Genomic DNA, 15,649 nt, shown 5'->3' with positions numbered 1-15,649 from the left:
GCTGAATCTTCAGACTGATATCTAGTCTACTGATTGACTAGAGTTTTTAAAGGTAAGACAAGATGTTTGGGTGAACATTCAGGGGAAGCGATGACGCGATGCTTGGTAGTAAGCCAGGAGTTCTACGGCTGAGACTTGAACCAAACGAAAGCCTTAGTAGAAAGCTTTATAGCAGGGAAGTATTAATTGAGGATACATCCGTTATATAAAGCCATGCTACTGCCAAATGTGTGATTTTTTGAAGCTGTCCAGTTCACCAAACAACACTGGATAAATTCCAATGGCAGACATTCACATCTCCTTAAATAGACAGGCAAGTCAACAGAAAAATTATATCGGTATTTTTTGGGATCTTCAAAACGTTAACTCAATTAAAGAAAAAGGTCATTTATTACTAAAATTTGCCCAATTGAGAGGATGTATACATTGCAAAAACCTTTATTATAATTCAAAACATAAATACCAAACTGCTACGAAGAATATTTTAGAAAGTCTTGGTTTTTCATGTGTTGATGTTCCTGATAGTTCAAAAAACAGTGCAGATCATCGATTGATGGCTGACTGTGTTCAGTTATTTACTCCCCAGCGTTCACCTATTCCTAATATAATTATTCTCGTATTAGGAGACTGGGACTATGCTGGCTTAATTTCTATACTCCAAGCTTTGGGTAAAAAGGTGATAATCTTTGCTCAAAGAGGTAGTGCAAGTCCAAAACTGATTAAATTAGTTGGTGATGATAACTTTCATTTTGTGGATGAATTACCTCAGTTAGTCGCTAATGAGACTCAACCTCAAACTACGGTTTTTAAGTCTCAAATTAGTTACAATGAAGCTATAAATTATTTAACTGAGGCTATCAAAACTGCTTTACACCAAGGTAAGCCTACAGTATTTGGATACATTGATAAACTAATGCGTCAGCGTTGTGCTAACTATCAGGGGGTTTCTTCAATTATGAAACCTGATGGTAAACCATTTTCACGCTTTAGTAAGTTTGTTGACGTTGCTGTGAAGGATGGAAAAGTCAAAATGCAAAATCAGCAATTGTTTTTAATTGAGTTAGATAAACTTGCTGCTTAAGTTGGATTTTCACAACCTAGTTATCTGGCGGTGCGTTAGGCTAAAGCCTAACGCACCCTACCCAAAGATTGACTAAACAGCGCCGCTATTTGCGGTTTTTTCATGTTTAAAGACAAATTTCCCAACAGTTACTTTTCGCAACAAAACACCAGATAAAAATGCACAAACTTCTAACATTCCGTGACGAAAAACTATTACGCCGTGCGCTTACCCACCGTTCTTATGTTCATGAAAATCCCGGAGAAGGCGAACACAACGAACGCTTAGAATTTCTGGGTGATGCTTTGCTAAATTATTTAAGCGGTGAGTACCTCTATAATCGTCACCCGGAAAAGGGAGAAGATGAATTAACAAGGCGACGTTCTGCATTAGTTGATGAAAAACAATTAGCGAAGTTTGCTATTGAGGTAGGTTTAGATTTTAGAATGCGTCTAGGAAAAGGTGCAATTCGGGATGGTGGTTACCAAAATCCTAATTTACTCAGTAGTACCTTTGAAGCAGTTCTAGCCGCTTATTATTTAGATAATGATTCTAATATTGAAGCAGTACGCGCCATTGTTGCACCACTATTTGATTCTGTACCAGAACAAGTTGTTGTGATTCGTTCTAATGTAGATTCTAAAAATCGCTTTCAAGAATGGGTACAACGCAACGTTAGTCCGACTCCTCCCGTATACGAGACAGTGCAAACGGGTGGGTTATCTCACGCGCCAGAGTTTTTAGCTAAAGTTTTTGTCGATAAAAAAGAGTACGGAGAAGGTAAGGGACGCAACAAGAAAGATGCGGAAAAAGCTGCGGCTGAAGATGCATTAGCTAAATTAAAAAGACAAGGATTGTTGTAAATAAAATTTTTGACTAGTGCATAGATACAAAATTATCTTTGGCATTGAAGTAAATTGGTGAGAAAAATTCAATTTATCTTGAATTATTAATGCTTTGTCGGTGCGTTGCGCTGCGCGACAACACACCCTACTTATCTATGCACGAAATCAAATTTTTTACATTTTTAATTGCAAAGGGAAAGTTAAAGAAAAAGTTGAACCAACCCCAACTTCTGAAACTAAGTTAATTTCACCTTGCAATAGTTTTACCAGCCGCGCCACTATTGCTAACCCTAGCCCAGTACTTCCGGGAACATAGGACTTCTGACAACCCACGCGGAAGTATGGATCAAATATCTGAGTTTGATTTTCTGGCGCAATCCCAATACCTGTATCCTTAACTGCGATCGCCCATTTTTGATCGTCCAATATCTGACAGCTGATATCAATGCTTCCAGATTCAGTATAGCGAATAGCATTGCTAATAAGATTTGTAATAACTTGTTGTAATTTAACTGGATCTGTAAAAATTTGTTGAGGAGCGCTTTGGCAATTAACGACAATTGGTAACTTTTGTTCCCTAGCTAAAGGTTCCAACATTTCCAGAACATTGTTGATGATTTCGCTCACATTAATCAATTCTGGTTCTGGTTGTACCTTTCCTGCGTCGTAGCGCGATATCTCTAAAATATCGTTAATTAGGCGGAGTAAATGCCTACCATTACGTAGTACTCTTTCAATATGTTCTACATTTACATTGTTGTTATTTACTCTAGTTTGCTGCCTTTGTTGGCGTAAAAATAAATCTGAATAACCAATAATTGAAGCTAAAGGACTTTTTAATTCGTGTGCTAATTGAGCCAGATAATCTTGGTTAGCGTTTACTAAACGATTAAGTTCTTCGTTATGCAGCATCAATGAATTATATAACTGTTGTAATTCTCGCAAGCGCTCTTCAAAATAACTATTAAAACACCGTGCGATCGCTTCATCAATTACAGTATCAATTAACCGCATCGCCCGCACAATTGCTGTTGGTGTTCCTTGTAATAAATTTGTTTCTATAGTTTCAAATATTACTCTTCTCAGCAGATGATATTCCCGCGCAATTTCGCCTGGATCAAAGCCCTGTTCAGCGCGCAGAACTCCGTGCTGCCAACTAGCCACAACAATTGATTTTACATCATTACCCTGGGATTTTGACAGTACTGTGACCATTGCTTTGATGACATCAGGCAGATGATTTTTGATTGCTGTATAAGATAAATCATCCGCGCTTTCAATATGTTGATCTTTCCGTACCTCTAACACCCATTTTTGCAGGATACTTTCAGTCTTTTCAGCCAGTACTTGACTAAAATCCATTATTTTAAATTCTGTAAATAGACAGATGAGCCAAATTCTATATGCACTAAGTTTAACAAGTGCCGCCTTGAGTTAGGCTAATTCCAAAAAAATACAACTACCAAACGGTATATATTTCTTTAACTATTACATCAGCTAACTGCTGTGTTAGCTTGCTCAATAACTAATGCTCTGCAATGAATATGTATATTATTTATCTCTATACTCTTAAAATTAATCAAACGCTCAAATACCTTGTTGCTTGATATATCTTTCTTTAATAAGCCTGGTCACACCATAATTAACTGATTGAATCTGACTATATACATAGATGTAAAACAATACTGAGCCAAGAGAATATCTATAAAATTTAAGTAATTCAATTGAAAATTTAAATCTATAGACAGATAAATTTACTGATAAATCATGTTATATTGAGCAGACTTAGAGTAAGTCAGCCTAATCTAGTGTATTACAGTATGTGACACTAGAGCGGAGGAACCAATTTTATGGGGCGTATCTCCTACAGGAGAGGGGCATCTCTCAGCCCTAGCCCGTCAGCTAACTTCGTAGGCAATGAGAGGAGACTGAAGAGAAAACATTTTTGTAATCTCATCAGTGTCCAAGGCTGGTACTGCTCGGATTATTGTACCCGTGCTTACATTGTGTTGAGGTTGTAAATGCTATTGCAACTAAATTTAGCTGCGATTTTTGCTGTAGCTGGACAAGTCGCTTGGAAAAAAGCTAAACCTGTCCTGGTTAAAGATGTTGTCATCCTCCCAGCTTTAGGATTTTTAGGAATCATCGTACTGTGGTGGATTGTCGCATTATTCAATCATGAATTAATGCCTACTCCACCAGAAGCACTTGTTGCTAATCTGGACTACATTCTCAACCCTTTCTACGAACGAGGGCCAGGTAACTTAGGTGTCGGTTGGTTATTACTCGCCAGCCTACGCAGAGTATTGCTAGGTTTTCTTTTAGGTGCAATAGTGGCGATTCCCTTGGGATTTTTGATTGGGATGTCCAAATCCGCCATGTTAGCCTTAAATCCCATTATTCAAATCTTTAAACCAGTATCGCCTTTAGCTTGGCTACCAATTGCTTTAGCTATCTTCAACTTGGCAGATCCTTCAGCAATTTTCGTAATTTTCATCACCTCCCTATGGCCGACAATTATTAACACCGCCTTAGGAGTTTCTAGCGTTCCCAAAGATTATTTAGATGTCGCCAGAGTATTAGAAATACGCCGTTGGCGACGCATTACTAAAATTATTTGGCCTGCCAGCTTACCCTATATTTTTACTGGATTGCGAATTAGTTTAGGTATTGCTTGGCTAGTAATTGTTGCTGTAGAAATGCTCACCGGCGGTATCGGTATCGGCTTCTTTGTTTGGGATGAATGGAGTCGTTTAAATTTGAGTTCAGTGTTTCTCGCTGTATTTGTCATTGGCTTAACTGGATTAATTCTTGATTACGCAGTTGGCAAACTTCAAGAATTAGTAACCCGTCGCCCCACAGTAGCTAAATAATTCACTTTTCTCACGCCAAAACTCTCAAAAACTCTGACCTTTGCACCTCTGTCTTGAAAAGTTCAGTCCCCTCCGACTTTTCGCTGCGTCTCTGCGTGAGCATATTTACCCTATTAATGATTCTGCTGGAGCCACATAAATGGCTAATAATAACTGGACTAGAAGAGAATTTCTCATAGGAATGGGAGCAACAACTGCTGGAATGGCGTTGTCCTCCTGTGCCATCAAAGGTAATACTGGTGCTAAAGGACTCACCGAAGAAGCTTTAGCCATAAAACCAGTAGTTAGATCCCAAGACTTAGAAAAACCGGATATTACTGTTGGCTACGTACCTGTAAATGATTGTGCACCATTTGCGATCGCCTGGAAAAAAGGCTTGTTCCGTAAATATGGTTTAAACGTCAAACTCAACCGCGAAGCTAGTTGGGCAACTTCCCGCGATGGCTTAATATTTGGTCGATTGGATGCTGCACCTGTCGTCTCTGGTGCAGTTACCAACGCCAGAATTGGTGCGGAAGGCGCACGCCATGCCAAATTATGTGCCGCCATGACAATTCACCGCCACGGTAACGCCATGACGATGAACAAAGCCATGTGGGATTTTGGGCTGCGTCCTTGGTATGAATACCAAGAAAAATATGGCGATGGTGCTTTAGAAGCCTTCGGCAGAGATTTTCGCAATTACTTTGACAACCAACCCCCAGAAAACAAAGTTTGGGCAGTAGTTTTAAGTTCTGCCATCTACGAATACTTTGTGCGTTACATCTCCGCCGCTGCTGGAGTTGACCCCCTCAAAGAGTTTCGCGTCATCATCGTGCCACCCCCCCAGATGGTAACTAACGTGCGGATTGCCGCGATGCAAGCCTACATGGTTGCTGAACCTTGGAATACTAGAGCGATTACAGGTAACGAAGGCGTTGGTTTTACCTTCGCCCAAGGTAAAGAAGTCTGGTTAGGACACCCAGATCGACTATTGGGAGTGATGCAATCTTTCATCGAAGACTATCCCAAAACCTATCGTTCCTTAGTCAAGGCGATGATTGAAGCCTGTCAGTATTGCAGCAAACCAGAAAACCGCCAAGAAGTTGCCGAACTAATTACAGATCGCTCCTTCACTGGTGCAAAACCTAAAAAACCAGGTGCCCTAATTACCAAATTTACAGGGCCAGCAATTTTAGGCAATTACAACTATGGTGGATTTGATGGCAAAGATCGCACCATTCAAGCTGCTGATAATACTATTTTCTTCGATATTCCTGACAATCTTCCCAAACAGCCCGGAGAACACTCAACATTTTTATGGAGATCCAGAAGTATCTGGTTAATGACACAAGCAGCGCGTTGGGGACAAATTAAAGAATTTCCTAAAAATGCTGAACAATTAGCCGAAAAAGGTTGGCGAACCGACCTTTACCGCGAGATAGCTGCAGAAATGGGTATTGAATGCCCCAAAGATGATTACAAAGTGGAATCAAAAGAAGTATTCATCGATAAAAAAGCTTTTGACCCTAGTGATCCCGTGGGCTATTTAAATAGTTTTGAAATTAGGGCTAAATCTCCTATGCGTTTTTTCATGTCTTAATTTCTCAGTATTGTTCATCAAATAGCTAAATAAAAAATCAAAATACTTCTTCACCTCTTCTCTGTTCCCTATTTCCCAGTAGCAATATTGACTCACGACTAAATATTTTCCGGAGCATTTGAGCATGAAATCTACCTCAGTACCTATCAATACTCATAACCAGGTTATGCCCCGCAATGGTTTCCTAGAAATTGAGAATTTAGTCAAGTCTTATCCCACACCAGATAAAGGAAATTTTGTCGTTTTAGATGGTGTTAATCTTTCGATTGGTGAAGATGAATATATTTCTGTAATTGGTCACTCTGGTTGTGGAAAATCTACATTGTTAAAAATTGTAGCGGGATTAGAAAAAGCTACCTCCGGCTCAGTAAGGCTAGATGGCAAAGAAATTCGTCAGCCAGGGGCAGAAAGGATGATGGTATTTCAAAATTATTCGCTTTTACCTTGGTTAACAGTACGAGAAAATGTGCGTTTAGCAGTAGATGAAGTGTTAAAAAATGCCACTCGTGCTGAGAAAATTAGCATTGTGAACGAACACTTAGCAATGGTAAACTTAACAGCTGCAGCTGATAAATATCCTGATGAAATTTCAGGAGGAATGAAACAGCGTGTGGGTATTGCTAGAGCTTTAGCAATTCGCCCAAAAATGTTGCTGATGGATGAGCCTTTTGGTGCCTTAGATGCGTTAACTAGAGGTAAATTGCAGCGGCAAGTATTGGATATTTGGGAAAATCATCGCCAAGCCGTAATGATGATTACTCACGATGTCGATGAGGCGATTTATATGTCAGATCGCATCGTATTAATGACTAATGGCCCGGCGGCGACAATCGGAGAAATATTAGAGGTGCCTTTTTCCCATCCACGCGTTAGCGAAGCTCTTCCGAAGGAAGCTCGCTCTGCCATGCGAAACTCAAAAGAATATTTTGAACTTCGTAACCACGCCCTGAATTTTCTTGACCGTTATTTTAGCCAAGACGAATAAATTAGATTATCATTCTTAATAGTGGGTAGCCTAATTCAAATTCGTCATTTTTTGGATTTGAAGCGGAGGAACCAATGTTTGGGGCTAATCTTTATGAGAGACACCTTCCAGTCTTAGCCCGTCAGCTAACTCCGTCGGCAGTGGAAGGAACCGCCAAGAACTTTGGCTTTTAGACCAGTTGTTATTGGGGTTTCTTTTACCGATTTTATTTATTAGTCATTCGTCATTAGTCATTCGTCATTGGTAAGAAATTTGAACAAATGACTAAGGACTAAGGACAAATGACAAAAGACAAAGTTGGTTACCCTGCTTCTCATTAGTAATTTGTTTTATGGGAGAGAAGTTAAGCTGTGAAAATCAAGCCAATGTTAGTGCGCCTACAAAGCACTATAGGTCGAGACGACTTAATTGAACAAATGGTCTTGTTACCAGAACCTGAAAAAAACTCTTCTATACAAGGTTCTACTACAAAACCAGTCAACTTAATTGTCGCTTATGATGCATCTCCCAAAAGTCATACTGCATTAGATATTGCCTTTTGGATTGCCCATCAAACGCGCTTGGCTACAAATACCCAAGTCACAGTTCAAGCTGTCTATGTGGTAGCAGACAAACAAAAGAGTCAATATACAGATATCTCTAGCTTTAGTAGAAATCTCACTCCTTTAGAGTGTCCTACAAGCAATGTATCTAAATCCGTCACACCCGTTTTAACTCAACCAAAACTAACAGTTATTGCACCAAATTTACAAGAAAAATCCTTAGCTGTGATCCAACAAGCAGACCAAATTTTATGGCAAGCACGTAGTTTAGCAGAGGAATGGCAAGGTTCCTTTAAATCACATTTGCGGTTTGGTTCAATTGCTACCGAACTAAAAAAAGTTGTGGAATTAGAAAATGCTGATATTCTATTTATCGGTTGTAGATCTGTCGAGCATCCTATTATTCGGGCATTAGGTTCCGATTTCCCCTGTGCTGTTTTAGGTATCCCCAGTGGTATTGAAGATTAAACAAGGGCTATAGAGTTCAGTTTCTCTTCATTTAATTTAAGATGTCTCACATTCCGATTTGATTGCTGAAAAACTCCACATTCCGTCTAATTCGCTTCTTTTTCGTTCCCTTTTCTATTTATTGTGTTCCCAGCCTTTAGGAGTAATTCACAAATCAAGTTAGGAATGCTAACTCCAGAAGCCACCTATACTTAGGTGGCTTTTTTCATTATTATGCAAATAATTAGACTAGGAGAGGGAAAGCGTGGAAAATTGGCAAGCAATCCTCAGCATCATTACTTTTATCACTGTCATTGTCTTAATCATGACAGAATGGGTACATCTCACCATTGCTGCATTTTTAGGAGCATTATTACTAGTTTTTACCAACGTCATGACTTTACAAGAAGCTGTTGGTTACATCGGTAATAGTCATGGCACACTGGGTTTATTTTTTGGTGTGATGGTACTAGTAAGAGCATTTGAGCCTACCAAGATATTTGATTACTTAGCTACACAAATGGTGCTATTAGCTAAAGGTGATGGTAAGCGTCTCTTACTAGGAATTGTGGGAATTACTACGCCTATTTGTGCAGTTTTACCCAATGCGACAACAGTGATGTTACTAGCGCCTTTAATCCCACCTATGGCGCAAGAAATAGGCATAAATTTTGTACCTTTATTGATTTTAATGGTATTTGTTGCTAATAGTGCTGGACTACTGACATTGGTGGGCGATCCAGCGACATTTATTGTTGGTGATGCAATTAATATTAGTTTTACAGATTATTTGTTGAAACTAAGTTTAGGTGGAGTTATTGCCGTTGCCGCAGTAACAGCTACATTACCATTTTTATTTCGCAAAATTTGGCGGACAAAATTAGAAAATCTTGAACAACTACCACATCCAGAAATTAATCATCCACGGGTTCTCGCTGTGGGTACATTAATTATTGCTTTTGTCCTGTTATTTTTTGTTATTGGCGAATCTCTACCTGTTCCTATTTCCCCTGCTGCTGTTGCTTTATTAGGAGCAGCTTTAGCTTTACTGCTATCTCACCACAGTAAAATTGATTCAGTTAACAACATATTACGAGATGTCGATTGGAGCACATTGATATTCTTTATGAGTATCTTTGTGCTGATTGGCGGGCTAGAAAAAACTGGGGTAATCAATGGTTTATCAGGAATATTAGCAATAGTCTTAGGAAAAAATATTGTCTTAGGTTCGCTAGCTTTAGTATTTTTTGTGGGTATCTTATCTAGCATTGTGCCTAATATTCCGTTAGTGGTAGCAATGGTACCCTTGCTGAAACAATATCTTGTCAACGTGGGATTAGCACCAGCCGCAGTTTTAGCAGCCGACTTCCAAGGACAATTTCCTCCAGAAGTATTACCACTGTTTTACGCCATGATGTTTGGTGCAACCTTGGGCGGTAATGGCACATTAGTGGGAGCATCTTCTAATATCGTCGCTGCAGGTATTTCTGAGCAGCATGGAAGGCGCATCTCTTTTAAAACTTTTCTACACTACGGGATTCCGGTGATGCTATTACAACTAGTAGCTTCGGCGTTGTATGTGCTGTTTCGCTTTTTACTCTAGTACAGTGTGGAGTAAGTCAAGCACCCATGCTCAAGTATGACAACACTGACGCTCTATTCATTACTAGTGCCTACCTAACAACTTAATGAAGTTAAATATTTAATTTTTTCTTTGCTTTCTGCAATCATCAATGTCTGTTTCTATGATTGCTTGCGATCGCCAGCTTATTCCCAGTAATCATGACCTACTCTACATTCTCTAACTACTCATCACATCGCAGTTTGTAGGGTATGACCCCTGATTCAGTAATGGTATCCTTTGATGGGGGTAAGATTTACTCTCAATAACAATCTCTACTGCAGATAAATTTATATCTGGGGATAGATGCTTTTGCTGATTGTATTCAAAGATTCTACCCAACATAGAGATATTTGGGGCGCTAGATCTGGTACAACAACTATAAAGCCCAATTAATTCTACTTTCAAAAAGGATTAAAACCATGAACCCGCCAGAAGAATATACCAATAGTAATTCCCGAGAGCCAGGGCAAGGGGGGTCAATTTCTGACATCAATAAACTACAATCAAATGGGACAAGCCTCGCCGAACTTAACAGCTTAGATAGAGTTAGGGATATTCTTTTTGGTAACCAGGTAAGGGAAGTTGAAAAAAGATTTACCCGCTTAGAAGACCGTCTGGTTAAAGAATTGAATAATGTCCGAGATGAAACAAAAAAACGCCTAGATTACTTAGAATCATATATTAAAAAAGAGGTTGATTCTTTAACAGAGCGCTTGAAAAATGAGCAAATAGACAGAGATGCAGGAGCTAAAGCGCTTGCTGAAGAACAGAAAACCCTCACCATTAATTTAGAAAAAAAGTTTGCCCAATTGGACGAACAAACTAGTAATAGTCAACGAGAACTCCGCGAACAAATACTTAACCAAGCCAATAGCTTACAAGATGATATTCGGCAGAAGTATCAAGAAATCCTGACTTTATTAGAAAGAGAATCTCAAGAACTACGGAGAGATAAAGCAGACCGTTCCAAACTCGCATCTTTGTTTACAGAACTAGCTGTAAGGTTGAACTCTGATATTAAGTCTTAATTAAATTCGCCAGCTACGCTGATTGTATTCTCAATTTGTGCTACAGCACGTAAATTTATAAATTGAAAATTTAAAAGGTCGAAACTGCTTCATGGCAAGCATTACAACAGTTAAATCGCCACAGTTAAACGCGCTGAAATTTAGTATTGCTTATATATCAGGAAATTTTAGCAATGAGTAATAAATCTACGGATGAAATAGCTAAAGAATCCCTGAAAACTTTGAGTAATGGTAGCCAAATTAGCATAGCTATTAACCCTGCCATTGCTCTAAAAGAACCCCAATCATCTATTTCAGAAAATGATTCCGCTAACTCTTATACTCATACTGTTGCTATTAATTCACCTGTAAATAATCATCATTTACAAAACAATGATGAATTAAATATCCTCCGCAGTTTGCTTCTTGGTGTTGAGCCAACTGCGCTCAATAAACTATATGAGAGATTAGAGAATCCTCAAATTCAAGCAGAAGATATTAGTCGTCTGCTACCAGAAGCTGTAGTTTTACGCTCTAAACAGGATAAACAATTAGGTGAAGCTATAGTAACTACTGTAGAAACAGCACTCCAAAACTCAATTCAACAAGACCAAAATAGACTCTCGGAAACTTTTTTTCCGATTATTGGCCCCGCAACTCGCAAAGCGATTTCTACAGCTTTGGAAGAGATGCTGCAATCTTTAAATCAAACTTTAGAACATAGCTTGTCACCACAAAGTTTGCAGTGGCGACTAGAAGCAAAAAAGACCGGGAAATCATTCGCGGAAATAATTCTCCTCCGCACACTGATTTATCGAGTAGAACAAGTATTTTTAATTCATAGAAACACTGGATTATTGCTGCAACACCTGATAGCACCCCAGGTAACAACTCAAGATCCTGATTTAGTTTCAGCAATGTTGACAGCTATTCAGGATTTTGTTAGAGATTCTTTCAGTGTAGGCACAGAAGATGGACTGCAATCTTTGCAGTTTGGCGAACTCACCATTTGGATTGAAGAAGGGCCACAAGCAGTACTAGCTGCAATTATTCGGGGGAAGCCTCCCCAAGAATTCAGGTTAACCCTCAAAGATGCCCTCGAGAAAATTCATCTGCGATTAAGCAGCGAAATGAATGATTTCGTTGGGGATACAGAGCCATTTATTACCAGTAAACCTTATTTAGAAGCTTGTCTAGCCGAAGGCTATAAATTACCACTGAAAAGAAATTATACTTATGCCTGGGGATTTTTAAGTACGATTGCGATCGCTTGTGGTATTTGGGGCTTTGTTACCATCCGAGAGCAATTTCGCTGGCATTCCTATGTACAAAAGCTGGAGTCCCAACCAGGAATCGTTGTAGTGAATACAGAACAGCGTCAGGGAAAACATTTTATTTCCGGAATGCGCGATCCCTTAGCTGTAGATCCTAAAAAACTGATACAGCAAGCAAATATCAATCCAAAAAGCGTAATTGCTCAGTGGCAACCTTATATATCATTAGACCCACAATTGATTACCCTCAGATCGGAGAAATTGCTGCAACCGCCAAAAACCGTAACCCTAAAAGTTGACGAGAATGGCATTCTTAACGCCACTGGTGCAGCACCCCGCCAATGGATTTCTCAAGCAAAGAATTTATGGCGTTTTATTCCCGGGGTAACTCAATTTAATGACAACAATCTTCAGGACATTGCCCTGGTTCAATTAAATTCATATAAACAGCAACTAGAACAAGAAATGCTCTTTTTTTCTGAAGGCACAACTGAGTTGATTGCAGGTGAAGTGAATAAACTTCCTAATTTAGCAATCAAAATTAATCAACTTTTAGATATTGCTCAATCTCTGAATAAAAACGTGAGTTTGCAAATTTCTGGACACACAAGTACCACGGGTACAGAACAAATCAATAATTTACTCAGCCAAGCCCGGGCTAATAAAATTCTTGCCGAGCTAACTGCCCAAGGTATCAATCCTAGCCAATTGAAAACTGAAGGTTTAGGTGATACTGCTCTCCCTTCACAACCAGAATTAGCACCAGCAGGTAACCGGAGAGTTACCTTCAGAGTATTGATAACCGACACCTCTAAGCTGAAGCAACTTCAATAATTATGCTCCAGAAAAAGATTTGCATGGTTGGTGCATTTGCCACAGGTAAGACTAGTTTAGTATCTAGGTTTGTAAGTAGTATTTTTTCAGAAAAATATCATACTACTGTAGGAGTAAAAATTGATAAGAAAACACTGAATATTCAAGATAAAACTATTAATTTAATACTTTGGGATCTGTATGGAGAAGATGAATTTCAAAAAGTAAGAATGTCCTATTTACGGGGTTCATCTGGTTATTTATTAGTAGTTGATGGTACCCGGAGAAATACTTTAGAAAAAGCATTTGACTTGCAAACAAGAGTAGAAGAAACAATTGGCAAGGTTCCTTTTATTATGATACTTAACAAATGGGATTTAACAGATGAATGGGAAATCGACCCTGTAGAAATCGATGCAGTGCAGCTCAAAGGTTGGACTGTCATAAAAACAAGTGCTAAAAATGGTTTGGGTGTAGCAGAAGTTTTTCAAACTCTTGCTGAAAAAATAATGGATGAATAAATGTTAGATATCCCCACGCCTGTGATTGCTTATCTTCTGACTTTTATTATCGAAGAACTCTCTCTTGCTTATCTATTAGTTAAAAAAGATGGTTGCTTGTCTGCGTGGGGGGGGAAATTGGCAGCATATGGAGTTAGTAACCTACAAGCAGGTGAGCATATTACAGAACAGGTTTTTTTTCTGGAAGGACTATTACCATTAGATGATTTTCCTCTATTTCTCCCCCGTATGAAAACTGAATATGGTATCTGTGCAGATGTCCATCTCTTCCCCTCCAAGGAAGGTGATTGGATATTAATGTTAGATGCTACTCGCGATGAAAGTCATAAATCACTTGTGCAACAGCAAGCCAATGAATTCAGCTTATTACAAGAAAAATTAATCAAAATTTTCCAGCAAGAATCAAATCAAAATTAATTTATGGCGGCATAAACTCATGAATGACTCTATCACAGCAGACCTATTTGCAGCCTTAAATATTTTAGTGTTAGAGCGAATTAATTTCGGTACATTTAAAGTTACTGGAACAGTACCCAATTGGTTAAGACATTTTTGCCATCCCAAAATTACATCAGGGATGGAGGTATTAATCCCAGAAGAACAGTTTCCCTTTTTAGAAAACTTTGTGATTGATGCCGAAGAATTTTGGCAAAATAATAGCACTACTAAACTCACTTCCGGCTTCTGGACAGACCGCTCCCTATCTGGTAAGGAATATCATTTTGAAGCTTCAGCGATTTGCTTAAATAACAGAAAACTTTTATTAATTGAATTATTAGATAATTCTTTTTACGAAAAACAATCTATTATCCAAAAAGCTAGAGAAAACCAATTAGTTTATCAGCAATTATTAAAAGATAATCAGAAAAAAGAAGTATTAATTCACTGTATTATCCATGATATAGCAGGACAATTAAGTAGTATTAATTGTTGCTTGGCTCTGCTGGAATTTGAAAACTTAACACCTAAAGGAAAAGAACATTTAGAAGTTGGCAGACAGCAGACTATTAAACAAGAAATGCTGATTCGGGAAATATTGAATGCATTCTCGGCTGAAATGCAATCCCTAGAAGCTTTCACACTCGATCCCGAACAAGCACCCAATGTTCTCGCTTCTGTACAAGAGGTAATCAAAGTGTTGAGTCCTAGCTTTGCACTCAACGATATGCAATTACAAATAGCCAGCAATGTTGATTTTACCGCCGATTGGAGAGTAGTAGGCGATCGCTCGCGTTTGGATCGGGTAATTTCTAATTTGGTAGAAAATGCATTCCGCCATAGCCCACCGCAGTCTACAGTGGAAATTGGCTTACAACTAGATGCAGAATCGGTGCTGGTAACCGTCGATGATCGGGGTACAGGTGTAGAGCCAGAGTTTGTACCAACGTTATTTCAAAAATTCTCTCAAGGTAAAAGCAGATCTGGTAGAGCAGGTTTAGGACTTTACTTCTGTCGCATTACAGTTGAACGCTGGGGAGGGAAAATTGGTTATTTACCGCTTCCTGAAGGTGGTTCTCGTTTTTGGTTCCGCCTCTTAAAACCAAAAATGCCAAATTAGCAGAGCCTGAAATCATCCCATTCCTTGTGAAGCAGGGGGAAGGAAACCCTTGTGTCCATTGCTCAAAACTAACTGAATCACAACTCTTGACTATACCCAAATACAGTTCAGTTAAGAAAATTAATTGATAACAAAACCAAAAAACTAGTACAACAAGGCAAAAGTCAAAATTCAAAATTCAAAAGAAAGAATACTTATACCACAAGCCTTTTAGCAATTACAGATGATCTGTTTCTCTTACAAAGTTTGGCGGGACGGAAACCGACACCGCCAACTTTGCGCTATTTACGCCCCAGAGTACTAGTTACTCAACAAAAAAACAGAACAATAATTTTGGAGGGGGTTTGGGGGACGCAACCGTCACCCAATCGGGGGTTTGGGGGAGAATCCCCCAATTCTTCTGGCTTCTTTAATAAGTGACAAATCAATCGCTAATGAGCTTAACCCAAGCGTATTGGACTATAGGCTAATAGTAAAAGTAAGTATCTTCAGTAAGTTTATTGTATTTTGAGTATATT

13 protein-coding genes and 2 riboswitches are annotated in these 15,649 nt (G+C 38.8%); of the genes, 12 read left to right on the top strand and 1 reads right to left on the bottom strand.

Annotated elements, in window-relative coordinates; genetic code table 11:
• Nucleotides 1-280: 280 nt before the first annotated feature.
• Both HG267_RS36325 and rnc read left to right on the top strand, forming a co-directional pair.
• A complete protein-coding gene (locus HG267_RS36325) occupies nucleotides 281-1,081 on the top strand; it encodes an NYN domain-containing protein (protein ID WP_045873866.1) in 801 nt (266 codons plus the stop codon).
• Nucleotides 1,082-1,239: 158 nt separating this feature from the next.
• Complete coding sequence (gene rnc, locus HG267_RS36320; RefSeq protein ID WP_045873867.1) at nucleotides 1,240-1,923, top strand: ribonuclease III; 684 nt, start codon at nucleotides 1,240-1,242, stop codon at nucleotides 1,921-1,923.
• A 156-nt stretch (nucleotides 1,924-2,079) separates the two neighbouring features.
• On the opposite strand, the gene HG267_RS36315 is transcribed toward rnc, so the two are convergent.
• On the bottom strand, nucleotides 2,080-3,267 hold the full coding sequence (locus HG267_RS36315) for a sensor histidine kinase (RefSeq protein ID WP_045873868.1): 1,188 nt from the start codon (nucleotides 3,265-3,267) through the stop codon (nucleotides 2,080-2,082).
• Nucleotides 3,268-3,692: 425 nt separating this feature from the next.
• Nucleotides 3,693-3,837: riboswitch (cyclic di-AMP (ydaO/yuaA leader) on the top strand.
• Between the two features lie 89 nt (nucleotides 3,838-3,926).
• Between HG267_RS36315 and ntrB the strand changes: the two genes are divergently transcribed.
• The 10 genes from ntrB to HG267_RS36265 all read left to right on the top strand — a co-directional run bounded on the left by ntrB (nucleotide 3,927) and on the right by HG267_RS36265 (nucleotide 15,131).
• Complete coding sequence (ntrB, locus tag HG267_RS36310; RefSeq protein WP_045873869.1) at nucleotides 3,927-4,778, top strand: nitrate ABC transporter permease; 852 nt, start codon at nucleotides 3,927-3,929, stop codon at nucleotides 4,776-4,778.
• Nucleotides 4,779-4,917: 139 nt separating this feature from the next.
• Nucleotides 4,918-6,360, top strand: a complete 1,443-nt coding sequence (locus HG267_RS36305; RefSeq protein WP_045873870.1) for an ABC transporter substrate-binding protein — start codon at nucleotides 4,918-4,920, stop codon at nucleotides 6,358-6,360.
• Nucleotides 6,361-6,484: 124 nt separating this feature from the next.
• Nucleotides 6,485-7,345: an ABC transporter ATP-binding protein gene (locus HG267_RS36300; protein WP_045873871.1), complete on the top strand. Its 861-nt coding sequence runs from the start codon at nucleotides 6,485-6,487 to the stop codon at nucleotides 7,343-7,345.
• Nucleotides 7,346-7,362: 17 nt separating this feature from the next.
• Nucleotides 7,363-7,497: riboswitch (cyclic di-AMP (ydaO/yuaA leader) on the top strand.
• A 213-nt stretch (nucleotides 7,498-7,710) separates the two neighbouring features.
• Nucleotides 7,711-8,355, top strand: coding sequence for a universal stress protein (locus tag HG267_RS36295; protein WP_045873872.1), 645 nt, complete (start codon nucleotides 7,711-7,713; stop codon nucleotides 8,353-8,355).
• 244 nt (nucleotides 8,356-8,599) lie between these two features.
• Nucleotides 8,600-9,937 (top strand): SLC13 family permease, encoded by a 1,338-nt coding sequence (locus HG267_RS36290; RefSeq protein ID WP_045873873.1) that lies wholly within the window; start codon nucleotides 8,600-8,602, stop codon nucleotides 9,935-9,937.
• 440 nt (nucleotides 9,938-10,377) lie between these two features.
• On the top strand, nucleotides 10,378-10,986 hold the full coding sequence (locus tag HG267_RS36285; RefSeq protein WP_045873874.1) for a hypothetical protein: 609 nt from the start codon (nucleotides 10,378-10,380) through the stop codon (nucleotides 10,984-10,986).
• Nucleotides 10,987-11,159: 173 nt separating this feature from the next.
• Nucleotides 11,160-13,073 (top strand): OmpA family protein, encoded by a 1,914-nt coding sequence (locus tag HG267_RS36280; RefSeq protein ID WP_052335399.1) that lies wholly within the window; start codon nucleotides 11,160-11,162, stop codon nucleotides 13,071-13,073.
• Between the two features lie 2 nt (nucleotides 13,074-13,075).
• Entirely contained in the window at nucleotides 13,076-13,573 is a 498-nt protein-coding gene (locus tag HG267_RS36275; protein ID WP_045873875.1) for a Rab family GTPase, read from the top strand.
• Nucleotides 13,574-13,990 (top strand): hypothetical protein, encoded by a 417-nt coding sequence (locus HG267_RS36270; protein WP_045873876.1) that lies wholly within the window; start codon nucleotides 13,574-13,576, stop codon nucleotides 13,988-13,990.
• A gap of 19 nt (nucleotides 13,991-14,009) precedes the next feature.
• Nucleotides 14,010-15,131, top strand: a complete 1,122-nt coding sequence (locus tag HG267_RS36265; RefSeq protein ID WP_045873877.1) for a sensor histidine kinase — start codon at nucleotides 14,010-14,012, stop codon at nucleotides 15,129-15,131.
• Nucleotides 15,132-15,649 lie beyond the last annotated feature (518 nt).

It is taken from the genome of Tolypothrix sp. PCC 7601 (assembly GCF_025677855.1).
In the GTDB taxonomy this organism is placed as follows: Bacteria; Cyanobacteriota; Cyanobacteriia; order Cyanobacteriales; family Nostocaceae; genus Aulosira; species Aulosira diplosiphon.
Note: the sequence above shows the minus strand (reverse complement) of the source record. Positions and strands in the feature narration are given on the sequence as shown.